The sequence below is a fragment of the Pseudovibrio axinellae genome, from assembly GCF_900110875.1.
GTDB lineage: Bacteria > Pseudomonadota > Alphaproteobacteria > Rhizobiales > Stappiaceae > Pseudovibrio > Pseudovibrio axinellae.
Window position 1 is genome coordinate 57,574 of sequence record NZ_FOFM01000001.1, and the last position, 25,325, is coordinate 82,898.

Here is a 25,325-nt window from a genome sequence, read left to right on the forward strand (position 1 = left end):
AATTTAGTATCCCGACCTTAGAGCAGTATGTCTGTGTAGAGCTCAGAAGCATCCGGCTCAGGATCATTCGTTGCAAACTCCGCAGAAGCTGCCACAACGGCGCGCACTTCTTTATCAAGTGCTTTCAGCTCGTCCTCGCTAGCCCATTCTTTTTCAAGAAGGCGAGCACGGACCTGTTCGATCGGATCGTGCTCAGAGCGCATCTTCTGGACTTCATCTTTACTGCGGTACTTGGCAGGATCAGACATGGAGTGACCACGGTAACGGTAAGTGATCATCTCAAGGATGTATGGGCCGTTGCCTGTACGACACCAGTCCATAGCGTAATCGGTTGCAGCTTTTACAGCGCGAACATCCATGCCATCAACCTGAACGCCCGGGATCCCGAAGGACGCGCCGCGCTGGGAAAGGTCGGTGGTAGAGGACGCACGTTCAATGGAGGTGCCCATGCCGTACTTGTTGTTTTCGATTACGTAAATCACTGGCAGATTCCAAAGCTTCGCCATGTTGAAGCTTTCGTAAATCTGACCCTGGTTGGCAGCGCCATCGCCGAAGAAGGCCATGGAGACTTTGCCGTTCTCTTTATAACGGTTTGCAAACGCCAAACCGGTACCGAGTGCGACCTGAGCGCCAACAATGCCGTGTCCGCCATAGAATTCTTTCTCTTTGGAGAACATGTGCATGGAGCCGCCCTTACCTTTGGACAGACCACCGCTACGACCAGTCAGTTCGGCCATAACACCCTTGGGGTCCATGCCGCACGCGAGCATGTGAGCGTGGTCGCGGTACGAGGTGATCATCTGATCGCCTTGTTCCTTAGCCATCTCCATTCCAACAACAACAGCTTCCTGGCCGATATACAGGTGGCAGAAGCCACCGATCAGACCCATGCCGTACAGCTGACCTGCTTTTTCTTCGAAACGTCGAATGAAAAGCATTTCGCGGTAAGCATTAAGCTCTTCTTCTTTGGAGAATTCTGCGATCGCGGGCGCGTTTTTCATCGCACCACGCGCTTTGGTAGCGCTTTTTGCGCGACCGCCTGAAGACTTGGATTGAGTTCCAGCCATGAGCCTCGTCTCTTTTGACGTGAATTGGTAAATGCACACTATCGCCCACAGCGCCGCTTGCCAATATTAGCAGAAACACTTGGGGAATTACATAAGTCGTTGAATTTACATATACTTTTAGGTTAACTTAAATCGAGTTAATCAACTTAAATCAACCGAATTTCAGTTAATACACGCTGATGTTTCAGTTACGCATGATTGCAACTTCATTTGCGTGCGCTAAATTCAAGGATGCGCGGGCACGCTCATCCACCATATCCGGATCAAGATTTTCGGGGTCCAGCAGCATCACACGTCGTTGTAATTGCAAGCGTTCTGCTCGCAATTCACCAAGCTCCAGCTCAAGAGCCAGAATCTCATGTTCAATTTGCGGCCGGCCAACAAGGCCTAGTTTACCGTTGAGCGCGTGAAATGCAAAGTAGCACAGCACACCAATGGCAATTCCCGGCACAAGGAGATTCTTCAGATACGAGTGTTTTCGCTGACGTGTGGTAGCTAGCACGGATTGACCTACTCATTACAAAAAATGGTCACTGGCTGGCACTATTTCACAGCGCCCTTAACCAAGAGTTTCCGTGTTCAGCAAAAACCAAACTTATCTGATAATTTTGTAAAAATAATGAACATCTCAGCGGGGCTAGCGCAAACCGGAATGATCGACGCCGACCTGTGACCGCTTGAAGGTGCACTCAAGCCAATGTGACAAAAACCGCATGCAACAAAATCTACCCAGACTTTGAGCATAGGAATACAGCATGCAAGGAGGGTGGACGTTTAAAGCCGAGGCTTTCACCCCGGCCTGATCATTCCCGCAAGCTACGTCAAGCGCCCTTCACATGCCCCACATCAGCGCAATGTATGTTGATCTAACTGAACCTTAGTCGACGTCCAAGGGAAGCCGGTCCTCTTCAAAACCCTAAGGGCACTGCCATCCTTAGCTCTGGCAAACATGACCAAGTTTCCCACCAGTATCAGCGAAACGCCAACGATAGCCGGGATCGTCCACTCAAAACCTTCTGCAAATGTTGAAAGAAGCAGGGCAACAACAGGAAAAACAACAGTTGCGTATCCAGCCTTTGCAGATCCAATGCGAGCGACCAGCACCAGATAGGTGGTAAAGCCAATAACGCTTGAAAACAGTGCAAGATAGATGAGCGCAGCCACATATGAAAATTTGCTCGGCACCACCAGTTGGTCACCCGTTACGCTCATAAGCGCAAGAAGAAACACCGCCGCAATTGCCATGCCCCACGCAATTGCTGTTGCCGGACTGATCCCCAGGCTCGTGTTCTTGCGCGAAACCATATTGCCCAAAGAAAAGAGAAAGGTTCCCAGCATAGCCAAGCCCACACCCTTAAGAGTATCTGTATCAAATGAGAGTGCCAAGCTTTGCCAGAAAATAAAACCGAGGCCCGTCACACCGAAAAATGCTGCAAGTACCACACGCCTTGCAATTTGATCTCCGTAAATGAACCGGGCATTTACAGCATTTAAGATGGAGGCCAATGAAAAAATCACCGCAACAAGCCCGGAGGGAATGTAGGCAGTTGCATAATAAAACGCGACGATGTTTACACTGAACAAGCAAAGCGCCTGTAAGACGATATAGCGCCACTGGGCCGGCAGAGTTAAGCGCTTGAGCGCAAGCAATCCAGCAAACATCAAGAGCGCTGCCAGCGCGAACCGGTAGAAAATAGAGGTAAGGATCGGCACCTCTCCGATTTGCCAGGCAACGGCCAGCCAGCTGGTTCCCCAGATAAAAACAGTGATCATAAAAAGCAGAGCTGTATTCATTTTTCGTATCTCCTTGCCAAGGAAATACGCTCAACTTGGCACCACCTCTTGCATAATCTTGCGGTTTAGTGCCCCCACAATCTTTGCATTGGTTTCAAGCTGTTATATTCTGCGTGCATGAAACAGACTGTGACCAATATTTTAGAAACCTCCGGCAGTGCCCGTTCTTTTGATCAGCTCGATCTGGGATCTGGGCGAACAGTGATCCTTTGGGAAAACAGCGGTGGCCGGATAAATTATGTTCGCCCCCATGGTCACACTTTCAGCTTCTACCTTGAGGGCGGCACAGGTGTAAGGCGGCTGGATATCGGCGGTGCTACAGGGCATCCCGGCGCTGTTTGCGTTATGCCGGCAGAGCAGAGCTCAGATTGGGAAATTACATCCAGATTCAAGTTCGTCCATTTTCACGTACCTGATGCAATCTTGCGTGCAAGCTATGCTCATATTCACGACCGCGATGCACGGCGACTGGAAGTGCGAGAAAGTACATTTGCCCATCACCCTGAAATTGCCACCCCGATGTTTCAGATGGCCCAGGCAGCAATACAAGGCGACCGCCTCGCCGCCGAAGTCGCTCTTTCAACTCTGATTGCCCAGTTGCCAGAGGGGAAAATCATAGTGAATGGCGGGCTCTCTCCTCAGCAACTGCGCCGAACTGACGAATGGATATCTGCAAATCTGAGTGGACCTGTGCTTCTGGCGGACCTTGCCAGCCAAGCCGGACTGTCGGAGTTCCATTTCCAACGCATGTTTACGCTCTCAAGGGGGATATCTCCCCACAAGTGGGTGATGAGCAAACGTGTGAATCTTGCAAAGTCCGAGCTGAGGGGTTCTCAAACCATCGCCCAGATCGCCAGCTCCTGTGGCTTCTCCTGTCAAAGCCATCTGACCAGAGCGTTCAAAGCCGAGGTTGGTACCACCCCAGCACGGTACCGCGCTGACGTTATGAAGTAGCATTGAAGTCGCTCTTCTCGCCCCGGTTTCAGTTTGTAGAGATGCCAGAACCAGCCTCTGTCCACTTTCCCACCGCATAAGCTTTAGTAACGCGGAAAACACGCAATCAACGCAAATCCGCGCACATAGCAACGCAAAGCTGGGATTTATTTGAAACCCCAGCACCTTAGCCCAAACAGACGGTGATTTAGCCAGCTTCTGCCAGTCGTGCGAGCTTGATTAGCACAGCTGCTGCGCCCTTCAGCCTGTCTTCTGCTGTTGGCCAGTCACGGGTCAGCACCACCTTTTGATCAGGACGGATCTTTGCGAGGATAGTTTGCTCTGCAATGTAGGAAACCAAGCCAGCCGGGTTGTTAAACTCACCGTTCCGAAAGGCGATGACAATACCCTTCGGCCCCGCATCGATCTTCTCAACATTAGCCTTGTGGCATAATCCTTTGATGTAGACAATCTTCAGAAGGTGTTGAACTTCCTCAGGAACGGCCCCAAAGCGATCGATCAGCTCAGCGCCAAAACTATCAATATCTGCAAGCTCGGTCAGGTCTGCCAAGCGGCGATACAGCTCAAGGCGCAACTGGAGGTCTGGCACATAAGTATCGGGGATAAGTACCGGTGTTCCAATGGCAATTTGCGGCGACCACTGTTCTTCGGCAACATCGGCCCCACCAGACTTCAGCTGGGCAACCGCCTCCTCCAGCATCTGCTGATAAAGCTCAAACCCAACCTCTTTAATATGCCCAGACTGTTCTTCACCCAACAAATTGCCGGCTCCGCGAATATCAAGGTCATGGGAGGCCAGCTGGAAGCCCGCCCCCAAATTCTCCAAGCTTTGCAGCACCTTAAGGCGACGTTCTGCCGTTGCAGTCAGCGTTTTTTTCGCCGGAACCGTAAACAGTGCATAGGCCCGCGTCTTAGAGCGGCCCACTCGTCCGCGAATCTGGTAGAGCTGCGCAAGGCCGAACATATCTGAACGGTGAACAATCAGAGTGTTCGCGTTTGGTATGTCCAGACCAGATTCCACAATGGTCGTCGCCAAAAGCACGTCAAACTTGCCCTCATAGAAGGCATTCATGATGTCATCAAGTTCGCCAGCGGGCATCTGACCATGGGCTGAAACCACTTTAACTTCAGGCACATGCTCTTCAAGGAAAGCGCGAACTTCTGCAAGATCAGAGACACGCGGACACACATAAAAACTCTGACCGCCCCGGTAGTGCTCACGCAACAAACTTTCGCGGATAACCATCTGGTCAAACGGGGATATGAATGAGCGAACCGCCAAACGATCGACCGGCGGCGTTGCAATAAGGGAAAGCTCACGAACACCTGTCAAAGCCAACTGAAGGGTTCGAGGAATCGGGGTAGCAGACAGCGTCAGAACGTGAACATCACTTTTCAGTTCTTTCAACCGTTCTTTATGCTTCACGCCAAAGTGCTGCTCCTCATCGATGATCAAGAGCCCCAAGTCTCTGAAACCAATAGCTTTACCGAGAAGAGCGTGAGTGCCAATCACCACATCAACTGAGCCTTCTTTGAGGCCTTTCTTGGTTTCGGAAAGCTCTTTGCCGGGAACAAGTCGCGATGCTTGTCGCACTTCGATCGGCAGACCATGAAAGCGATCAGCAAATGTTCTGTAATGCTGTCTTGCCAACAAAGTCGTTGGAACCACAACAGCCACCTGACGACCCGACATAGCAGCCAAAAACGCAGCGCGCAGAGCAACTTCCGTTTTTCCAAAGCCCACATCACCACAAATCAAGCGGTCCATCGGCCGACCTGATGCCATATCATCAAAAACCGATTCAATGGCACTCATCTGGTCATCAGTCTCATCGTAGACAAAGCGAGCAGAGAATTCGTCATACGCCCCTTCTGGGGCCGTGATCGCTGGAGCGGTGCGCAACGCTCGTTCAGCTGCAATCTTGATTAGCCCATCTGCTATTTCAAGAATGCGTTTTTTCATCTTGGCTTTACGGGCCTGCCATGCGCCGCCGCCAAGTTTATCTAGTTGAACTTCCTGATCTTCTGATCCATATCGCGTCAGCAGCTCAATATTTTCGACCGGGAGATAGAGCTTATCAGACCCTGCATATTGAAGTTCCAGACAGTCATGCGGTGCACCAACAGCTTCAATGGTTTTCAACCCAATGAAACGACCAATACCGTGTTCCACATGAACGACGAGATCATTCGGTGAAAGCGCAGTCGCTTCCGTTAGTATATTTGCGCCTTTGGATTTTTTGCGGCGTTGACGAACCAGTCGATCACCGAGGATATCCTGTTCACCGATAAAGGCGAGGTCATCAATCTCAAAGCCATGCTCAAGACCAAGTATGATCAAGGCGGTCAACCCTACTGGTACCTTGCCAAGCTCCTCAGAATTGCCTGCATACCCAGTTTGTTTAAGCCCATGATCTTCAAGAACTTGCCCCAAGCGCTCGCGAGAGCCTTCACTCCAGCACGATAAGACGGCCCTGCGACCATCCTTGGCTAAATTCGAGACATGGCTCGACAGAGCATCAAAAATATTTATGTCGCCTGCAGCCCGTTCTGCTGCAAAATTACGGCCCTGACGCCCGCCCATATCAACCACAGTCTTTCCGGTCCCTGGAGGTAAGGCGAACGGGGATAACTGAGCAGATGCTCTATCAGCAACAAGTGCACCAAACTCAGCTTCTTGAAGATACAAAGAAGCCGTGGGAATTGGCTTATAGGGCACACCGCTTGAAAGGGCTTTGTTGCTTAACCCATCCTGACGGGCGGCAAAATGCTCTTCCACCTGTTCAAGACGTTCCTTGATCATATCGCTAACATTGGCGTCCAGTACGACAGGGGTTTCCCCAATGTAGTCAAACAATGTGGCAAGGTTTTCGTGGAACAACGGCAACCAATGCTCGACCCCTGTATACCGTCGCCCTTCACTGATGGACTGATAAAGAACATCATCAGGGCCAGCGGCTCCGAAGGTCGTTACATAGTTTCTGCGAAATCGCGAAATCGTCTCGGGTTCAAGGATAATCTCGCTCATAGGAACGAGAGTAAGTCCCTTCTTTTGTGCAAGTGTTCTTTGGCTTTGCGTATCAAACGAGCGAATAGATTCCAAAGTGTCGCCAAAAAAATCCAGACGGACAGGTTCTTTAGTTGCGGGAGAGAATAGATCAACAATACCACCGCGAACCGCATATTCACCTGTTTCACGAACAGTTGGAGTGCGGGCAAACCCGTTCACGTCCAGCCATTTTATGATTTTTTCCGGGTTAACGCGATTGCCCGGTTTAAAGGAAAGAATTTGATGTGATGTCCACTCACGCGCTGGCAAGCGTTGCATAGCGGCGTTGACCGTGGTGATCAGAACGAATTTCTTTTTCTTTGGCAGCCCCTTGGCCAAGCGGAGCAATGTCAGTAACCGGCGCGCAACAATTGCTCCATGGGGCGAGACACGGTCATAGGGCAGACAATCCCATGCCGGTAGTTGGAGCACTTCGACATCGGGTGCAAAAAAACCAAGAGACTCTGTTATCGCGGCCATACGAGTTGCGTCGCGTGCCACATATGTAAGCGCAAGGCCGCCCTCTTGAACCTGTGCAAGGATTTTTGAAAGCACATAGGCTTCTGCTCCATCGGGAACAGAAGCCAGCGTTATGTTTTCACTTTTCTTGAGTAAATTTTCAAACACGGGAGGGGCAACCTTATTACTTTATATCTGGAGCGGACAAAACTTCTGCACCTGACCATCTATTATTCAGAGGCCTCACGAAGCTTAAGTCTCCGTCTTATCCTTGTAGTAATTCAGAATTTTTTGGAACAGTTCGGTGTTGGCCTCATCTGGCACCGGTTTTGTGCCGATGAACCATGAAAAGAGGTCTTGATCATGATGTTGTAAGAACACCTCAAGCTCATCCAATTCACCATCATCCATCTGCGCAATATGTTTTTCAACATACCCGCCCAACATGATATCCATTTCCTTCATACCACGATGGTGGCAGCGGAAAATAATACGCTTTCGACGGTTATCCATCGCGTTGTTCTTGTTTTGATCTTCACGCTGCGCACTCTGATCCATCATCATTCCCCTAGAAGATCATTGAGACCTGTCACTATCTGCAAATAGATAGGGCCATATCGTTTCGCCTGTATACAACCCTTATTTTCATCTGTCAGTGTTTTCTTAAGGGCGTTGCACAAATCACAGGAACATGGCACAGATCAGTTCTATTGTTCACCTTATGGTCTATGTAGCATGCGCCCTACTCGCCTTGATCCTCTTTTCGCCTCAGTTACTAAATTACCTGGGATTGGTCCGAAAATTGCTAAGACAATCACAAACCTGCTTGTCGGCAGTCCTGACCGCGAGGCACGCATATCGGACCTGCTGTTCCATGTCCCTGTGAACGTGATTGACCGACGCTTGCGCCCTGGTATTGTGGGTTCGCCAGAGGGAGCAATCGTCACCTTAGAATTGCACATTGATCACCATCGCGCGCCACCTCGCAACAGCCGTGCCCCCTATAAGGTGCAGGCACATGATGAGAGCGGAACAATAGAACTGGTCTTTTTCCGTGCTCATGGCGACTACCTGCACCGCACTTTGCCAGAGGGCGAAAAGCGTATCGTTTCTGGTAAGGTGGAGTGGTTTAACGACCGTGCGCAAATGGTCCACCCAGATCATATGGTCTCTGAGGAAGAGGCTGAAAACCTACCGCTTGTAGAGCCTGTCTACCCGATGACGGCAGGACTTGCCTCAAAAACTCTGCAACGCGCAATGGGCACCGCCCTTGAGTTCCTGCCTAAGTTGCCAGAATGGCAAGATAAATCCTTTGTGGATCAGCGTGGCTTTCCGCCATTTGACGAGGCCTTGCGCTCCATTCACAAGCCAGAGGATTCGCAGGTTCTGGCTCCACAAGGTAAAGCTCGTGCTCGTTTAGCTTATGATGAGTTCCTCGCAAACCAGCTTGCACTTGCGTTGGTGCGCAACTCCCTGCGCCATATGGGTGGTTGTGGGAGAAAGGGTGATGGCTCTTTACGTCGGAAGATTCTTGCAGCTTTGCCCTTTGAACTTACTGATGGGCAGCATGCAGCCCTAAACGAGATTTTTGCTGACCTTGAAGAGCCAGCACGCATGCTTCGCCTCCTTCAGGGTGACGTTGGCTCAGGCAAAACTGTTGTAGGTCTTCTTGCGATGGCTGCTGTCATTGAAACTGGTAGTCAGGCCGCGATGATGGCGCCTACTGACATTTTGGCACGCCAACACTTCGCCTCAATGAAACCACTTTGCGATGCAGCTGGCATCCGGGTTGCTGTCCTTTCTGGAAAAGACACAGCAAAAACCAAGCGCGAGATTGGTGCGGCGCTGGAAGCTGGAGAAATCGACTTAATTGTCGGAACGCATGCACTCTTCCAGTCTACTGTAAACTTCAAAGACCTTGGCATAACGATCGTCGATGAACAGCACCGTTTCGGCGTTCACCAGCGACTGGCACTGTCTTCTAAGGGCGCTCATGTGGACGTTTTGGTAATGACCGCAACGCCGATCCCGCGCACACTCGTCCTCTCCTATTTCGGAGATATGGATGTCTCTCGTTTGACGGATAAGCCCAAAGGGCGGCAAGAGATTAAAACCGTTTCTATTTCTCTGGACCGTATTGGAGAAGTGGTTGAACGGCTAAAGACAATGATCGTTCAAGGCCAGAAGATCTATTGGGTGTGCCCACTGGTTGAAGAGTCTGAAAAGATTGACCTTGCGGCGGCAGAGGAGCGTTTCAACGACCTTCAAAACGCACTTGGTCCAGTGGTTGCACTTGTTCACGGACGCCAGAAATCTGATCAAAAACAAGCGGCTATGGACGCCTTTAAAACAGGCGATGCGCGCGTACTTGTCGCCACCACGGTGATTGAGGTTGGGGTTGATGTTCCAGATGCAACTATCATCGTCATTGAGCATGCAGAGCGTTTCGGGCTTGCTCAGCTTCACCAGCTCAGAGGACGTGTCGGGCGAGGAAGCCTTGCCTCCTCTTGCTTACTACTTTTCAAAGCTCCACTGAATGAAACAGCGGCAGCCCGGCTTAATATCCTGCGTGAGACAAATGACGGTTTCTTGATTGCAGAGGAAGATTTGCGCCTTCGCGGAGAAGGTGAGCTTTTGGGAACCCGCCAGTCCGGCACCCCCGGTTTCAGGCTTGCATCCATAGAAGACCATGCTGATCTCATGGAGGTTGCACGCGATGATGCAAAGCTCATACTCGCAACAGACCCTGAGCTAGAAACAGAAAGAGGCGACGCTTTGCGCCACCTTCTTTATTTATTTGCCAGGGATGAAGCAATTAGGCTGCTAAGAGCAGGTTAGCTTATTGGGCAACCACGTCCTTCTCACCGCGACTGTCCTTATTTGCCTTCTTGCGCTGATGTTTCTCAACGGCCCTTTTGTCATTCCCCTCCAGAAGTTTGGGATATTCTGGGCTGACGAGACCAGCTGAAATCACCAGTTTGGCTGCATCTTCCACGCTCATTGAAAGCTCAATGATATCTTCGCGCGGTACAAACAGTAAAAAACCTGAGGTCGGGTTTGGCGTCGTTGGCAGGAAGACTGAAATCGTATCTGCATCGTCTTTTAAGCAAGCAGCGACCTCACCCTTGGTATCAGTCGCCAAAAACACAATAGCCCACAGTCCTTTACGTGGGTATTCAATGAGCCCAGCCTTTGTAAAGTTACCGCCCTTTTCGTTCAGTACTGTCTCAAAGATCTGCTTGAGCGCTGAGTACAGATTGCGTACGAGTGGCATGCGACCCAGAATGGATTCACCCACGCTAATGAACGAGCGGCCTGCGATATTGGCTGCCAAAAACCCGATAACCGTGATTGCAACGAGAGCTGCAAACAGTCCGAAACCTGGCACCTCAACGGATAAGTAGTTGTCTGGATTGTATAATGCCGGCAGAAATGGCTTTACCCAGGCATCGATGAGATGAATCAGCGACCAGCTCAGATAAAGGGTAATGCCCACCGGTCCGGTGATCACAAGGCCAGTAAAAAAATAGTTCCGCAGCCGCGTCATTAGTCCAACGCGCTTCGGTTTCTTATCCCCGTCAGATCCCATCGGCCATATTTCCTAATTTAGGGAGCCATCCGCATGAAGGCTGCGGCAAGAAGCAGGTATACCCATGCTTCTTTACGAACTAGTGCATTTTGTGGGTTTTGCAAGTTCGCCTTGAAAAAGAATTCACGGTTCTGATTTAATGGGGTGGATATGTTTGGAATGAACATTGTTTGAACCGCTTATCATCAAACTCCAACTCTTGTCAGCACTCACCAACACAGCGTATAAAGCGGGACATGCTTGCCGGAAGTGGAGCTCCTTGTGAAAAAGCTACTCTATCTTATATTCGGATTAGCCCTCGTGGCCACAGGGATCGTTGGCATCTTTCTTCCCTTGCTGCCAACCACCATTTTCTTCATCCTTGCAGCTGGTTGTTTTGCAAGATCGAGCCCTCGGCTGGAAAGCTGGATACTCACGCACCCAAAGATTGGCCCGAGTGTCATTTACTGGCAAGAGCACAGGGCAATCCCAAAAAAGGCAAAATTCTTTGCCTTCTCTGGGTTGATTTTCGGATACTTGATGTTTCTTAAAATGTCTCACCCAAACGTTTTATTGGCCATCGCTGTTGCTCTTATGGTGTGTGCTGTTGCTGGGTACATTGCTAGCAGACCCTCAAAACCAATTGTGACCTAAGGCGATTTCGCCTTCACTTCCAGCGTCGCTAATGCTTTGCGTTACTTAGACTATCCAGAATCGGGCAGTCAGGCCGGTGATCACCAGCACACGCATTTATAAGATGGGTTAGTGTATCACGCATCGCTAGCAGATCGCTGATTTTGGCCTCAATCTCGCGCACATGCTCTGCAGCAATCCTTTTTACATCTGAACTGCCGCGCTCCTTGTCTTCGTAGAGTGCCAAAAGGGCACGGCACTCTTCAATGTTAAATCCAAGGGAGCGGGCACGGCCTATGAACGTCAACTTATGTAGCTCTGTTTCTTCAAAGATCCGGTATCCATTTTCATTGCGTTTAGGATGAAGGAAACCAATATCTTCGTAGTAACGAATGGTCTTTGTCGGGATACCTGAGCGTTCTGCTACTTCGCCAATATTCATCATCATGTCCATTCGATTAAACCGTTGCCGCTTTGACCCAGCGTAGCCGCAAGGCGTTGGTTAAGACAAACACGCTTGAAAGCGCCATGGCTCCTGCGGCGAGAACGGGAGAGAGAAGCGGGCCTCCGAAGGGATATAGCACACCTGCTGCAACCGGGATCAATAATGTATTGTAGCTGAAGGCCCAAAACAGGTTCTGTCGGATATTGCGCATGGTTTGCTGACTGATATGGAAGGCATTGACCACACCATTCAAGTCTCCAGCCATCAACACCACATCCGCAGCTTCAATCGCCACATCGGTACCTGTGCCAATAGCGATACCTACATCAGCAGCAGCCAGCGCCGGTGCATCATTGATGCCATCTCCCACAAAGGCGAGTTTTCCAGAAGCCGATTTACGCAGGTCTTCCAGCGCGCGGACTTTGCCCTCTGGCAACACTTCGGCGACAACACTGTCAATGCCGAGTTCATTGGCAATGGCATTTGCGGTTTTCTGATTGTCACCTGTAATCATGACTATGTTCAAACCAAGTGCTTGCAGGGTTTGGATTGCGTGCGGACTGGTTTCTTTAATTGGATCAGATACCGCAATCACCGCAGCGATTTTTCCGTCGATAGCAACATATAGTGGGGTCTTACCCCGGGTTGCCAGCGCGGAGGCCTTACCCGAGAGCTGCTCCAAGTTGATGCCTTCTCTCTGCATCAATCGGTCAGCGCCAACCAGTACGTCATGACCTTGGACAACTGCGCTCACACCGAAACCAGTCAATGAGTTAAACTTGTCCGGTCTTGGCAAGGTCATTCCGCGTTTTTCAGCAGCTTTTACGATTGCGGATGCAATGGGATGCTCAGAGCTATGCTCTGCAGCTGCAACTAAATGCAGAACATCATTTTCATCCAGACCTTCACAGGTAATAATGTCAGTCAATTCAGGGCGCCCGGCTGTCAGAGTGCCGGTTTTGTCCAGCGCAACCGTGCCGGTTTCCTGAAGCATTTGTAGTGCATCACCTTTGCGAAACAAGACACCAAGCTCAGCTGCCCGTCCTGTACCAACCATGATCGACGTTGGGGTCGCCAAGCCCATTGCACATGGGCAAGCAATGATAAGTACGGCAACGCCTGCAACCAGCGCCATACTCAACACAGGGTCAGGACCAAACAGAACCCACACACCAACTGTGAGGAGTGCGCTGATAATCACTGCTGGCACGAATCTGAAGGTGATTTTATCAACCAGTCCCTGTATCGGCAGCTTCGCGCCTTGTGCCTGTTCTACCATCTGAATGATTTGAGAAAGCACTGTGTCGCTGCCCACTTTACCGGCTTTAATGCTTAGTGTACCGGTGCCATTGATGGTGGCCCCGACGACCGTGTCGCCTAAAGCTTTTTCGGCCGGAATGGGTTCACCAGTGATCATGCTTTCATCTACGAAAGAAGTTCCTGATACGACTGTCCCGTCGACCGCGAGCTTCTCACCTGGGCGCACCTGGATTACATCACCAACAACGATCTCCTCAATGGGAACCATAACGGTTGCGCCATCGCGTTCAACACGTGCTGTTTTGGCCTGCATCCCGATCAGCTTTTGAATAGCTTCGCCCGTACGCCCTTTGGCCCGCGCCTCTAAAAAGCGACCGAGCAAAATAAGCAGGACGATCACAGCTGCCGCTTCGTAGTAAACATTAGTTGTACCAGCTGGAAGCAACTGAGGGGCAAAAGTGGAAACCAGAGAAAACACATAGGCCGCCGCTGTTCCAAGTGCCACCAGCGAGTTCATGTCTGGGGCGCCTTTGAAAAGTGATGGAAACCCCTTTGTATAAAATTGGCGCCCAGGCCCTAAGAGCACGAGGGTGGTCAGGACAAACTGTAAGTAGTAGCTGTTTTGCAGACCAATGGAGTTGGACACAAACATATGTACGCCAGGTATGAAGTGGCTCCCCATTTCAATCAGGAATACCGGAAGGGCTAGCGCGGCGGCAAACAGTGTCCTGTTCTTTAACAGACGAACTTCATCGGCTTTACGATCAACTTTATCAGTGAGAACTTCTTTTTCCAGCGTTGCAGGATAGCCCGCTGCGGTGACCAAATCAGCGATCTCAGAGGGTGTTGTTGCTCCCGCTGCGTAGCGTACGGTTGCACTTTCCGTTGCGAGATTAACATTGGCTTCCAGTACACCAGCTCCGGCCCTCAGAGCCTTCTCAGCACGGCCGACGCAGGAGGCGCAGTTGAGGTTTGTCACTGCAAAGGTGATGCTCTCAGAAACTGCCGGATACCCTGCCAACTTGAGTGCGCTGGCTACATCTTTTGCTGAGAGGGTTTCGTCGTAATTCACCTGTACGCTCTCATTCGCCAAGTTGACTGAGGCGCTGATGACGCCAGAGATGCTTTTTAAGGCCTTCTCGACACGACCAACACATGAGGCGCAACTCATGCCTTCAACCTGCATTTTGAGTGTAGAACTGTGGGACATAACTTCACCATTTCGTTGTTTCTTGAAAGCACCCTAAGGGTTCCAGCAACTGGAAGGTCAAGCACAAACCTAGTGTATCTTGCCCACCTATACACAGTGACTTCATTTCGCTTTGAACGCGCAGCTGCAAGAAACCCATTTGCCGCGGTGTATGGCCATGGATCTGTGGCTTGGCGAAGGGTGCAAACCCACGGGCATTCAATCGTGTGTAACAATTATGGCAGGCGAAGACTTGTAGCGTATCATTTACGCATTGGGGCACCTCAAAGATTGCCTCATGCAGCACCTAAAGGAAAAGGCGAGCCCTGATCAAAGAGCCCGCCTTATTGATACTTCACATATTTTTCAGATTAGGCAAAGTTCACACCAGCATTGACCATTGGGAGTTCGGTGACCCGTGGTCCTTTCACTGCGATCGCATTTGCAAGCGCTGGCGCTGATGGCGGTGTACCTGGCTCGCCAACACCTGTTGGTGCCTCTGTGGACAGAACAATGTGTGTTTCGATCTCACCGATATCACCGATGCGCAAAGGCTCATAGTCCGGGAAATTGCTCTGCACGACTTCACCCTCTTCCAGAGTAATTTCATCGCGCATGGCATGACCCAGCCCGTAACCGATACCACCTTCCATTTGTGCTTTGATCACATCTGGATTAACCGGGATACCGCAATCCACCGCACAAGTTACTTTCTCGATCTTTACGCCTGCTTCTGCGTCGCCGGAAATTTCGACTACTTCAGCGACATAACTGCGGAAAGAGCTGTGCACAGCTATACCCTGACTGCGCCCTTCAGCTGCCTTGCCCCAGTTGCCTTTTTCAGCAGCCAGCTTAAGAACATTCGCCATGCGCTTTTGCTCAGGTACATCACCCGATAGGTGAGCGAGGCGGAATTCAACAGGATCACGGCCAGCAGCTGCTGCTGTGGCATCCATCATGGTTTCCATGACATAAGCTGTGTGCGTGTGGCCAACTGAACGCCACCACAAAACAGAAGTCGCGGCTTTCGTGTCGGTGAGCCCTGCAAACATACCCGGAATGGAATAAGGCGTTGGTGTCACCCCTTCCACAGACATATCGTCAATTCCATCATGGACCGCAAAGGCCTCAAATGGCGTGCCTTTTGCAATTGACTGGCCTGCTACACGATGATCCCAACCAACGATATTACCTGTTGAATCAAGACCTACACGCACCTTATGAGCAAATGCTGGACGATAGTAACCACCAGTTATGTCATCTTCTCTGGACCAAACCAGTTTCACCGGACGGCTGCGATCTGTCATCGCAAACGCGAGGGCAGCCTCGGTTTGATAGTCTACTGTTGGTGTTGCACGGCGCCCGAAAGAACCTCCTGCAAACATAGTGTTGATCTGCACCTTTTCCATTGGAAGCTGCAGCACCTTAGAGAGCACCATATGTGGTGAGGTCGGCATCTGACTGCCATCATGCAAGACAACGCCGCCGTCCTGTGTTGGCTCGATGGTGCAGGTCAGAGGTTCCATTGGCGCGTGTGCCAGCAGAGGGAAGTAAAATGTTTCCTCAACCACTTTGTCTGCATTTTCAATCGCAGCCGCGACCGTACCTTGGTCGTTCTTGGTCAGGTTATATTCGGGCTCGCTGTTCACAGCTGCCATCAGTTCCTTATAAACGTCTTCAGAACTGCGGCTTTCAGCTGCGGAATAGTCCCATGTGACTTCGATAGCATCGCGAGCCTGCAAGGCTGCCCATGTATCGTCAGCGTAAACGACGACACCAGCTTTATTTGGCAGCATCGCAGCGCGGATGAAGCCTTTCACAGATAGTGCTGCACTGTCGTCAAAGGAAACAGCAAGCGCACCACGACGCATTGCCCGTTTCACCGCAACGACCATCTGGTCGTCAAGCTGAATATCCATCGCATATTTGGCGGTGCCGTTAACCTTCGGCGGAGTGTCTTTGCGGTGGATGCTGGCGTTGCCAATGAGCTTAAATTCCGAAGGATCTTTCAAACGTGGATTTTCTGGTGCTTCCAGTTGGCTGGCTGCTTGAACAAACTCGCCAAGTGGCGCAGTTTCTCCGCCACCAATGATCACACCGTCTTCCAGCTTCAGTTGCTCAACTGGCAACTCCCATGCCTGAGAAGCCGCCTGAAGAAGTACTTCTCTAGCGGCTGCACCTGCTTGTCTGTACTGCAGAAAACTATTGAACATCGCGGTCGAACCGCCTGTGCCCTGGAAAGGCCCAAACGCTGTGTTGTTGTATAGTTTTGGGTTGGATGGCGCGAACTCATACTCAATCGCCTCCATGCTGACACCCAGCTCCTCTGCAATCAACGTCGTCAGACCAGTGGCTGGACCCTGCCCTTTTTCAAAGTGTTTGACGATTGCAGTAACGGTTCCGTCTGATGCAATCCTCACGAACGGATTGAGCATCGTTGTGTCAAAGCCATTTGTCGCTGCCATAACACCAGATGGCGCTGCACCAATGACAAGAACAGCAGCGGCTGATGCGGCTGCGCCTTTTAGGAAGCCGCGACGAGAGGTAGAAACGCTCATATCAAGCCTCCATAATATCTGATGCGCGCACGATCGCAGTGCGGATGCGTTGATAGGTGGCGCAGCGACAGGCATTACCATCCATGTATTCGTCGATCTCATCCACTGTTGGCTTTGGATTCTCTATAAGCAAACCAACTGCCGACATGATCTGACCTGATTGGCAATAGCCACATTGCACCACATCCAGCTCTGTCCACGCCTGCTGCACAGCTTGCGCTGGTGTAGACTTTAAGCCTTCAATTGTGGTCACTTCGGCGTCTTCAACATCTTCAATATAGGTTTGGCAGGAGCGAACAGGCTCTCCATCCAAATGCACAGTGCAGGCACCACAAGAGGCGACACCACACCCAAACTTTGTGCCCGTCAGTTTCAAATGGTCTCGGATTACCCACAAGAGTGGGGTTCCTGGTTCGGCGTCGACCTTATGTGTCTCGCCGTTCAGCTTTATGGAAATTGCCATCAAAAAAATCCTTTTTTGATCCGTCGCGGTGGCTGGTTGTGCAATAAAATCAGGCGGTTTTGAGTGCAGCGGCTTTATATACGCAGTACGCTTTTTGTTTTTTTTTAGCCTGACAGAGATGATGAGTAGATACACCTAACACTGCTTCCCGATAGTTTCAGTGGCAAATCACGCCAAAGTACTGCCACATCACGCCACTAGATATTTTGTGGCTAGCGCATTTTGAATAAAAACGAGAAGAAAGAGCTGCAGTACAAACGCAGTCGGGCCCACACGATGAAACACAATCCGCTTTACCCTGGCGCTGTCATGATGGCGCAAATTATCCGGTCTTTGGACCTATCAGTCGAGCGCGTGATGCGACGAGCGGGAGTTTGTGCTGAACATTTGACCCCAGCAGCCAAAGGAATCACACAAACCCAGTATTTCGCACTTTGGGATGCGCTGCAAAAAGAACATGGCGGCAATGACCTGGCTGTGAAACTCGGCAGGGCTGTTCTTCAGGGCTCATTTGTCCCTCATCTTTTTGCGTTTTCTTGCAGTCCTAACATTGAAGAGGGAGTGAAACGCCTTGCTCTTTTCAAACCGTTGATCGCCCCTATTCGGTTGGAAGTCGAACGCGCTGATGAAACGGTATCCATTCTATTCAAGGCAAGTGATACCAGCGTCCCCTTCCCTGAAATATTGGCCCAGTTTGAAATTGTTTATTTCACCATATGCAGCCGCTTGTTTACGGGCGAACCGATCATTCCTGTCTGCGTTGGAGGACCTGTCGACAAGCTGGACTGGGCAGCTGTGGAAGAAGAGATTGGCGTCAAGGCGAGCGCAGATCATGTTGCTCACATCACACTTTCCTTACAAGATGCAACACGTCCTCTCATTACACAAATGGAAGGTATGTGGGATACATTTGAAGATGGATTACGTAAGAAACTACAAAGCACCGGCAGCTCCAATGAGATGTCGCGGCGGGTAAAAAATGCGCTTCTTGATAGCTTGCCTGCCGGACAGAACACAATTGATAGCGTCAGCCAGCGGCTCAACGCGAGCAAACGGACGTTGCAAAGGAAGCTCAAAGACGAAGGTCGCAGTTTTCAAGACATCTTGAGCGAAACCCGTTCCGAACTGTCTCAGCATTACCTGATGGGCAGCGATCTTAGTATTCCAGAGATTTCATATCTCCTTGGTTACCGCGACACTGGGTCCTTCTACAGAGCTTTTCAAGGCTGGACCGGCAAGACGCCAATGGAGATCCGCGGGATAGCGTAAACACCTTTTCAAAAACAAGGTTGCGAAGAAAGCTTCATGAAACCTTAGGATGCTAATGGCCTGCTATGGCTATTCTATTTGTGTTTTCAGGGTTGCCGGGCGTTGGAAAAACAACACTGGCAAGAGCACTTGCACCACGGTTGCAAGCTGTACATCTGCGTGTTGATTCAGTTGAGGCTGCACTTAAGACATCTGTGCTTGCAATTTCACCTGCGGAGGATGCCGGGTACGTCGCTGCCGCCGCAGTTGCAATGGACAACCTGCGACTTGGAAATAACGTGATTGCAGATGCGGTAAACCCGATTGAGATCACCCGCAACATTTGGCTGGAAGCTGCGCTGGGCGCGAAAGTGAAGGCCATGCATATTGAAGTGGTTTGTCCAAACGAGTTTGAACACCAAAGGCGTGTCGAGAGCAGGCATAACGACATTTCAGCCATGTGCCCGCCAACCTGGAACGATGTGAAGCGTCGCAAATTTGAACCATGGAAGAAGCACCGCCTTGTGGTCGATACCTTTCAAAAGCCCATACAAGACAATGTGGAGGACATCTTAGAGAGCTTTAGCCAGCTGGTTCGGTACGGCTCTTATTAGGGTATCTGGTACTTGGGCGCTCTGAGTGTTTGCATAAGAGACAATGGAGTACCCTTTGCTGTGAGGCAGAGGTTCCGTGATTACGCCTGAATGCTCCCTCAATTAGAAGCCAGGGGTCATTGTTTGGCTCATGCTGCACCTCCCGAATATAGGTAGGTCTACGATCACTTCCTGCAAAATTCAGTTTCAAGTTTTTTCTGAATGTGAAAGAACGGAGGCAAACAGACTATAGGCTTTGCTGTGCGGGAACGGATGTATGCGCGTATTACTGGTTGAGGACGAGCGGCTGATCGCAGACGCCATCAAAACCTTTCTGGAACGCCACGAATTTCGAGTGGACTGGATCGACGATGGCCTTTTGGCAGAGGAGGCACTGAAAAATAGCGTTTTTGACCTTGTCATTCTCGACCTAGGCCTTCCTGGCCAAGACGGCTTAGCGTTTTTAAAATCTGTTCGTGATGATCAAAAAGACACCCCCATCGTCATCCTGTCGGCTCGGGAGACAACCAAAAACAGGATCGACGGTCTTAACTTGGGCGCTGATGACTATCTGACCAAACCGTTTGATATGAACGAGCTCTTGGCAAGGTGTCGTGCGCTCGTGCGGCGTTCGGCCGGGCGCACACGAATGTTGTTGCAACATGGGGCGCTTACTCTTGACCTTGATCAGAAGAAAGCCTGCTACAGCGGAACACATGTCATACTGCAACCGCTTGCCTTCCGATTGCTCACAATACTTTTGGAACGGCGTGGCCGCGTGGTCTCCAAGTCGGACCTCATGGAACAACTTTATGGCTGGGAGGAAAACGCTGAGAGTAATGTTCTAGAAGTGTATGTCTCACAGATCCGTAGAAAGACCTCGTCCCAAATGATCAGAACTATTCGAGGCGTGGGCTACATCGTAGATGAGGATATACCGGCATGAAACTATCCTCGATCCGTAGCCGTATTTTGGTCATGCTGCTCCCCCTTCTCCTGATGGTATGGGGGATCTTTTCTGTTGCAATTTACCATTTGACCGAGGAGGAACTCGTCGAGGCGCATGAAGCGCAGACATACCAGCTTGCGCGAATGCTTGCCGAAATGGGTGGAGATACTATCTCCCCTAGCTTCTTGCGTGAGGACCACCTTGGCGGAGACTATTTCATTGTCATTCGAGATGGGAATGGTGAAGATAGGTATTTATCGGCAACACACGCCCAATTGCCCAAAACACTTAAACTGAGCGCCCAACAAGTTAAATCTAATGGGCACACCTGGATCGTCTGGCAGTTTCCCGGCGAGAAGACAGACCAACGATACATCATTGGGGTCATAAATGATGAAAGGAGTGAGCTGCTTGAGCAAACGATGCTCAATGTTTCACTCCCCTTCGCTCTTGTCCTCATACTGTCAATCTTCACAACCGTCTATATCGTAAAGAGAGGCTTGCGTCCGTTGACTAATCTGTCGCAAACTCTAGCCACCCAAGATCCTGAAAGCCTTGGGAAAGTCTCTGCGGACAAACAGCCCGATGAGCTTATTCCTATCGTGAACTCCCTCAACGCCCTATTTGATCGAATTGAGGACTATTTGCTGCGAGAACAACGTTTTATCGATGATGCAGCGCATGAGCTGAGAACCCCCCTGACCGTTGTGAAAGCCCAATGTCAGGTCATTGAGCGCGAAAAGCTTGATGAAGCAACGCGGCTTCGTTTTGACAACATTATTGAGGGCGTTGATCGTGCAACTCATCTTGCAGCCAAACTCTTGGAACACGCGCGTGCGGGACAGGACTTCACTAAAGAGTTAGATGCTCAGGACCTGAAGCCATTGCTCCAAACCAGTATTGCTCAGCAAGCGCACGCAGCGCGCGAAAAACACGTCGATCTTCAATTACTTTTGACAGAACAACTATCAGGTGTTGTTGATCGTGACGATTTAAGTGCGATTATGGATAACCTGATCGGCAATGCGATCCGGCATACACCTGTTGATGGACACGTAAGCGTTAGTGGTGAGCGCAAACAGGGGTGGATTCAGCTGAGTGTTGAAGACAGCGGCGCTGGCATTGCACAGGAGTACCAGGGTAAAGTTTTTGAACGATTTTTCCGCATGCCTGGTCAAACAGGCTCCGGGGCAGGCCTTGGCCTTTCAATTACCCAGACTTTGTGCCGACGCAATGGCATAGAGATATCACTTTCAACAAGTGAAAAGCTGGGAGGCGCTCGTTTTACACTTAAACTGAAGGAATAGTGTCGCAAACTTCAGGTAGGTTTCAGCTTCCCGTTGCTTTTAGGGGAAGCACTTAGATTAAAACTTACAGCAGACAACATTCGGTACTAAGCGGGCATGATGCAAGCGCCGAACGGTGTGAGTTTGATCTTGATGCGCATCGTCAACTTAGATTGAGCGTACCGGAATGAAACCAATTGGCCTCACCCTTATAATCGCAAGTATCCTTCCTCCTTTGCTTTTGTTTTCTCAGTTTGGCGGTCAAGCAGACTTTGGTGCGCTGTTGAGCCAATACCTGGGTATTGTCTCTTTAATTTTCATGGGACTGATACAGGTGATGGCAACGCGAGTGAAGGGTATTGAGGTCCTGTTTGGCCCGCTTGACCGCGTTTATGTCCTGCACAAATGGCTGGCAATCTTCGCCATTGCTGCCGCGTTCCTACATGAATCGATTGATGCTGAAGCGTTCTCAAGGTTTGTTACAAGCAACGGAACGGGTGACCTTGCAGAAGATTTAGGTGAGATTGGTTATAACGGCATTCTGGTCTTAGGTCTGGGTTCTTTGGCCACCTTTATTCCCTATAAGATCTGGCACTGGACGCATCGGCTTATTGGCATTTTCTTTGCTCTAGCGGCCTCCCACTTTCTGTTGATGCCGAATGTCTTTTCCTGGAGTGACCCGCTTGGTCTTTACGTTTCTGCTTTTTGTTTTGCAGGTATTTTCTCGTTTGTTTACCTGACCTTTAAAGGCTTTGCCGGGCGTACAAAAACCTACACGGTTAAAAGTGTCGAGGTCTATGGACGTATTACCAGTGTCACTCTCAAGCCTGAAGGCAAACCGATTTCTCACCGTGCCGGACAGTTCGCCTACGTATCTTTTGATCAAAGCGGACTGGGGGAAGTGCACCCCTACACTATCGCCTCAGCTTCGAGGCCGGATGGGATGGTCCGTTTTTGTATCTCAGCTTTGGGCAGTTACACTTCCCGCATTCATCAATTGCAGGTCGGCACAAAAGCAAGCCTAAGCAAAGGATATGGAGGCTTCCGCCCCATTGTGTCACATCAAGACCAGATCTGGATTGCTGGCGGCGTTGGCATCACCCCTTTTCTTGCGTGGGCGCAAACCTTAACCGGGCAGGAAACCGGCAAAGTCTTCTTATATTATTGCGTTCGTAACCGGGTGGAAAATCCGTTTAAGGATGAACTGGAGGCGCTTCAGAAACGTCTACCCAATTTACATATTCAGTATTTTGAGTCCGATATGGGTGAATATATCGATGCACGCCTGCTTAAGATTTTGCAGGGCACCTTCTTCAATAAAATGCCGATTGCATTTTGCGGACCTAAGGCGATGAGGAAAAAGCTGCTTGTTGATCTTAAGGCACTCAACTACCCAACCCGGCAGTTTCATTACGAAGAGTTTCAGATGCGATCCGGGATCGGCCTTCGCAAGCTCCTTATGCTCCTTCTTGAGCAGGTGAGCTTTTATTCAGGGAAGTTTGGTGCTGCCAATTAAACGGTAAACAAGAAAGAAAGGAGCTGTCTCTCTCATGTGCCAGCTCCTTTTGACCTTCTGCCTTCAGTTAATTGCAAGAACATCATGCCGCTGAACTAATCAATGAATTTATATCAATATATTAATTGAGTTATAGGAGGTTCAATTGAAGCCAATACAGTGCATCTTTTTATAGGATTATTGGCTCATGACAAAAATTGCCTCACAATCAATCACGACAGGGGTTCCGCTCCCTTCAGATGATCGTCGCTCGAAAAATCCAATTGTTTGTTATGAAGTTTCACAGTTACCTGCTTTTGATGCAAAGCTGTATCAGCAAGCAAAAGATACAATGCAGAAGGTTGGTGAGGTCGTCGTGCCTCCAAGAGATGGCGGGTATTTCGAAGTACCAGCCGGTCATTTTTTCCGGATTGTATCTGTCGAGGGCCCTCAGGTCGGCGATCTCAATCTATGGAATGCACATAACCTCAACGAACGGTTTTTTAGCGGGAAAACCCGGCAACTACATGCCTCTCATCTGACTACGGGAGATCGTCTTTGGAGTAATATGCCGTTTCTTCGACCTATGGCGACAATCACTCAAGACACTTTAGACTGGTATGGATGGGACGAAGATGGAGCTGGTGTTCATGATGTTATCGGTACCCGGTGTGACCCCTATACCAATCACATGCTTAAAGGTGTCGATTATAACCATTGCTGCCACTCCAATTTGACCCGCGCCTTTGCAAAAGTGAAGGGGTTGTCCTTGGATGGATCGGAGCCCCATATTCATGATGTAATGAATGTATTCATGTGCACGGGCTTTACCCATGACACGCACAAGTATTTCATGAAGGCAAGCCCCGTACGTCCCGGCGACTTCATCGAGTTCTTTGCAGAAATCGACATTCTTGGCGCTTTATCAACCTGCCCCGGCGGTGATTGTGGAAGCGGGCACTCCGACGACATCAAACCTTGTTACCCACTCCTTGTTGAAATCTTCAAGCCCGCAGAAGGCAGCCTGAAACACTGGTCAGAAGCAAAGCGGAGCGGTTATAACGGACAGCACAAAGCGAATACTGAGTAATTGAAGACGCTGGTGCACGGACTCACCCAGCTAGGGAACAAGCACTGCGGCACCAGAAAAACTGCCATTGCGCAGATCCTCAAGCGCCTCGTTGGCCTGCTCCAGCTTGTAAGGGATGCACTGGGTTTTAACATTGACTTCCTTGGCCAGCGGAAAAAACTCCTTTGCATCTTCACGGGTCAAGTTTGCAACACTCACAACTTCACGCTCTTGCCAGAGTAATGAATAGGGCATTTGCGGAATATCACTCATATGTATGCCCGCGCAAACGACACGCCCGCCTTTGCGCAGTGCATTCAACGCAACGGGCACAAGGTCACCAACAGGCGCAAATATAATCGCTGCATCCAGTTTCTTCGGTGGAGTTTCTAGTGAGCTGCCCGCCCAGGCCACACCCAATGTCTTTGCAAATTCCTGAGCGAGGTGATCCTGAGGTCTCGTAAATGCAAACACATTACGCCCTTGCCAAATACATATCTGTGCAGTGATGTGAGCAGCAGCTCCAAACCCATATAAGCCTATATTCCCAGCACCGCCTGCTTTTTTTAAGGCACGCCACCCGATGAGCCCTGCGCATAAAAGAGGCGCAAGTGATACAGGGTCTGACTGACTGTCTAGCTCAAAAGCAAAGTTTCTGTCGGCTACCGTATGAGTGGCAAAGCCTCCATCGCGCGTATAACCAGTAAACACTGGATCATCACATAGGTTTTCTTGGTGAATTCGACAGAACGAGCAGCATCCACACGTGTGACCAAGCCAGGGTATCCCAACCCTTGTACCGATCTTCAGGTCATGAACCCCTGTACCACATGCCCGAACCCTCCCCACAATTTCATGGCCAGGGATCAAGGGTAGCTTTGGGTGCTTGAGATCACCGTCTACGACATGAAGGTCTGTCCGGCAGACTGCACATGCTTCAACCTGTACAAGGACTTCCCCCGCCTGCGGCGGCGGTGTGACCGCCTTTTCGTGAAGTACAAGCGGCTTTCCAACCTCGGTCAGAACCATAGCTTTCACAGCGGAGTTCCTTCTTAGCGACTTGGTTCAGGTTACGCGATACACTTGCTCGAAGTGCGTTCACCTATAAGGAGACCGGCCTTCCGCCTTGATGAAAAGAGGAAAGGCCTTATGTCTACATTCTATTACTACGCTACGTTATCAAGGTAATATTTTACATCACCAAAATACGTTAAATCAATCAATAATAATAGAAAATCACCTCCAT

The 25,325-nt window shown here is 50.2% G+C and carries 20 protein-coding genes; 9 read left to right on the forward strand and 11 right to left on the reverse strand.

Going from position 1 to position 25,325, the window contains the following annotated elements:
- Nucleotides 1–17: 17 nt before the first annotated feature.
- The 3 genes from pdhA to BMZ51_RS00290 form a co-directional block, all read right to left on the reverse strand.
- Entirely contained in the window at nt 18–1,067 is a 1,050-nt protein-coding gene (pdhA, locus tag BMZ51_RS00280; RefSeq protein WP_068009718.1) for a pyruvate dehydrogenase (acetyl-transferring) E1 component subunit alpha, read from the reverse strand.
- A gap of 184 nt (nt 1,068–1,251) precedes the next feature.
- Nucleotides 1,252–1,569, reverse strand: a complete 318-nt coding sequence (locus tag BMZ51_RS00285) for an FtsB family cell division protein (protein ID WP_208979193.1) — start codon at nt 1,567–1,569, stop codon at nt 1,252–1,254.
- A 344-nt stretch (nt 1,570–1,913) separates the two neighbouring features.
- Nucleotides 1,914–2,861, reverse strand: a complete 948-nt coding sequence (locus BMZ51_RS00290) for a DMT family transporter (protein ID WP_068009715.1) — start codon at nt 2,859–2,861, stop codon at nt 1,914–1,916.
- A 129-nt stretch (nt 2,862–2,990) separates the two neighbouring features.
- Here BMZ51_RS00290 and BMZ51_RS00295 point away from each other — a divergent pair, with 129 nt between their 5' ends.
- Nucleotides 2,991–3,815 carry a helix-turn-helix transcriptional regulator gene (locus tag BMZ51_RS00295; RefSeq protein WP_244271415.1) on the forward strand — a complete coding sequence of 275 codons (825 nt, stop codon included), beginning with the start codon at nt 2,991–2,993 and terminating at the stop codon, nt 3,813–3,815.
- 187 nt (nt 3,816–4,002) lie between these two features.
- On the opposite strand, the gene mfd is transcribed toward BMZ51_RS00295, so the two are convergent.
- Both mfd and BMZ51_RS00305 read right to left on the reverse strand, forming a co-directional pair.
- Nucleotides 4,003–7,491 carry a transcription-repair coupling factor gene (gene mfd / locus BMZ51_RS00300; RefSeq protein ID WP_068009711.1) on the reverse strand — a complete coding sequence of 1,163 codons (3,489 nt, stop codon included), beginning with the start codon at nt 7,489–7,491 and terminating at the stop codon, nt 4,003–4,005.
- Between the two features lie 84 nt (nt 7,492–7,575).
- Entirely contained in the window at nt 7,576–7,881 is a 306-nt protein-coding gene (locus BMZ51_RS00305; protein ID WP_074881662.1) for an FAD assembly factor SdhE, read from the reverse strand.
- A 177-nt stretch (nt 7,882–8,058) separates the two neighbouring features.
- Here BMZ51_RS00305 and recG point away from each other — a divergent pair, with 177 nt between their 5' ends.
- Nucleotides 8,059–10,161, forward strand: a complete 2,103-nt coding sequence (gene recG / locus BMZ51_RS00310) for an ATP-dependent DNA helicase RecG (protein ID WP_068009707.1) — start codon at nt 8,059–8,061, stop codon at nt 10,159–10,161.
- A gap of 1 nt (nt 10,162) precedes the next feature.
- Here recG and BMZ51_RS00315 read toward each other — a convergent pair whose 3' ends face one another.
- Complete coding sequence (locus BMZ51_RS00315) at nt 10,163–10,912, reverse strand: DUF502 domain-containing protein (protein ID WP_068009705.1); 750 nt, start codon at nt 10,910–10,912, stop codon at nt 10,163–10,165.
- Nucleotides 10,913–11,173: 261 nt separating this feature from the next.
- Between BMZ51_RS00315 and BMZ51_RS00320 the strand changes: the two genes are divergently transcribed.
- A complete protein-coding gene (locus BMZ51_RS00320; RefSeq protein WP_068009880.1) occupies nt 11,174–11,545 on the forward strand; it encodes a YbaN family protein in 372 nt (123 codons plus the stop codon).
- Between the two features lie 28 nt (nt 11,546–11,573).
- Here the strand turns inward: BMZ51_RS00320 and cueR are convergent, their stop codons facing one another.
- From cueR to BMZ51_RS00340, 4 genes are all read right to left on the reverse strand, one after another.
- Nucleotides 11,574–11,966: a Cu(I)-responsive transcriptional regulator gene (cueR, locus tag BMZ51_RS00325; protein WP_068009879.1), complete on the reverse strand. Its 393-nt coding sequence runs from the start codon at nt 11,964–11,966 to the stop codon at nt 11,574–11,576.
- Nucleotides 11,967–11,982: 16 nt separating this feature from the next.
- Nucleotides 11,983–14,439 carry a heavy metal translocating P-type ATPase gene (locus BMZ51_RS00330; protein ID WP_082825710.1) on the reverse strand — a complete coding sequence of 819 codons (2,457 nt, stop codon included), beginning with the start codon at nt 14,437–14,439 and terminating at the stop codon, nt 11,983–11,985.
- A 350-nt stretch (nt 14,440–14,789) separates the two neighbouring features.
- The gene (locus BMZ51_RS00335) at nt 14,790–16,976 is read right to left on the reverse strand and encodes a xanthine dehydrogenase family protein molybdopterin-binding subunit (RefSeq protein WP_068009701.1); all 2,187 of its coding nucleotides are present in this window, start codon (nt 16,974–16,976) and stop codon (nt 14,790–14,792) included.
- Between the two features lies 1 nt (nt 16,977).
- Nucleotides 16,978–17,439 carry a (2Fe-2S)-binding protein gene (locus BMZ51_RS00340; protein ID WP_068009876.1) on the reverse strand — a complete coding sequence of 154 codons (462 nt, stop codon included), beginning with the start codon at nt 17,437–17,439 and terminating at the stop codon, nt 16,978–16,980.
- A 276-nt stretch (nt 17,440–17,715) separates the two neighbouring features.
- Between BMZ51_RS00340 and BMZ51_RS00345 the strand changes: the two genes are divergently transcribed.
- From BMZ51_RS00345 to BMZ51_RS00370, 6 genes are all read left to right on the forward strand, one after another.
- Nucleotides 17,716–18,708, forward strand: coding sequence for an AraC family transcriptional regulator (locus BMZ51_RS00345; RefSeq protein WP_068009699.1), 993 nt, complete (start codon nt 17,716–17,718; stop codon nt 18,706–18,708).
- Nucleotides 18,709–18,773: 65 nt separating this feature from the next.
- Nucleotides 18,774–19,301 (forward strand): P-loop nucleotide/nucleoside kinase family protein, encoded by a 528-nt coding sequence (locus BMZ51_RS00350; protein WP_068009697.1) that lies wholly within the window; start codon nt 18,774–18,776, stop codon nt 19,299–19,301.
- Nucleotides 19,302–19,557: 256 nt separating this feature from the next.
- Nucleotides 19,558–20,226 carry a response regulator transcription factor gene (locus BMZ51_RS00355; RefSeq protein WP_068009696.1) on the forward strand — a complete coding sequence of 223 codons (669 nt, stop codon included), beginning with the start codon at nt 19,558–19,560 and terminating at the stop codon, nt 20,224–20,226.
- On the forward strand, nt 20,223–21,536 hold the full coding sequence (locus BMZ51_RS00360; protein WP_068009693.1) for an ATP-binding protein: 1,314 nt from the start codon (nt 20,223–20,225) through the stop codon (nt 21,534–21,536). The genes BMZ51_RS00355 and BMZ51_RS00360 overlap by 4 nt, the downstream gene beginning before the upstream one ends.
- Before the next feature lie 166 nt (nt 21,537–21,702).
- On the forward strand, nt 21,703–23,031 hold the full coding sequence (locus BMZ51_RS00365) for a ferredoxin reductase family protein (RefSeq protein ID WP_068009691.1): 1,329 nt from the start codon (nt 21,703–21,705) through the stop codon (nt 23,029–23,031).
- Nucleotides 23,032–23,218: 187 nt separating this feature from the next.
- Complete coding sequence (locus BMZ51_RS00370) at nt 23,219–24,100, forward strand: urea carboxylase-associated family protein (RefSeq protein WP_068009687.1); 882 nt, start codon at nt 23,219–23,221, stop codon at nt 24,098–24,100.
- Between the two features lie 30 nt (nt 24,101–24,130).
- On the opposite strand, the gene BMZ51_RS00375 is transcribed toward BMZ51_RS00370, so the two are convergent.
- A complete protein-coding gene (locus BMZ51_RS00375; protein ID WP_068009685.1) occupies nt 24,131–25,117 on the reverse strand; it encodes a zinc-dependent alcohol dehydrogenase family protein in 987 nt (328 codons plus the stop codon).
- Nucleotides 25,118–25,325 lie beyond the last annotated feature (208 nt).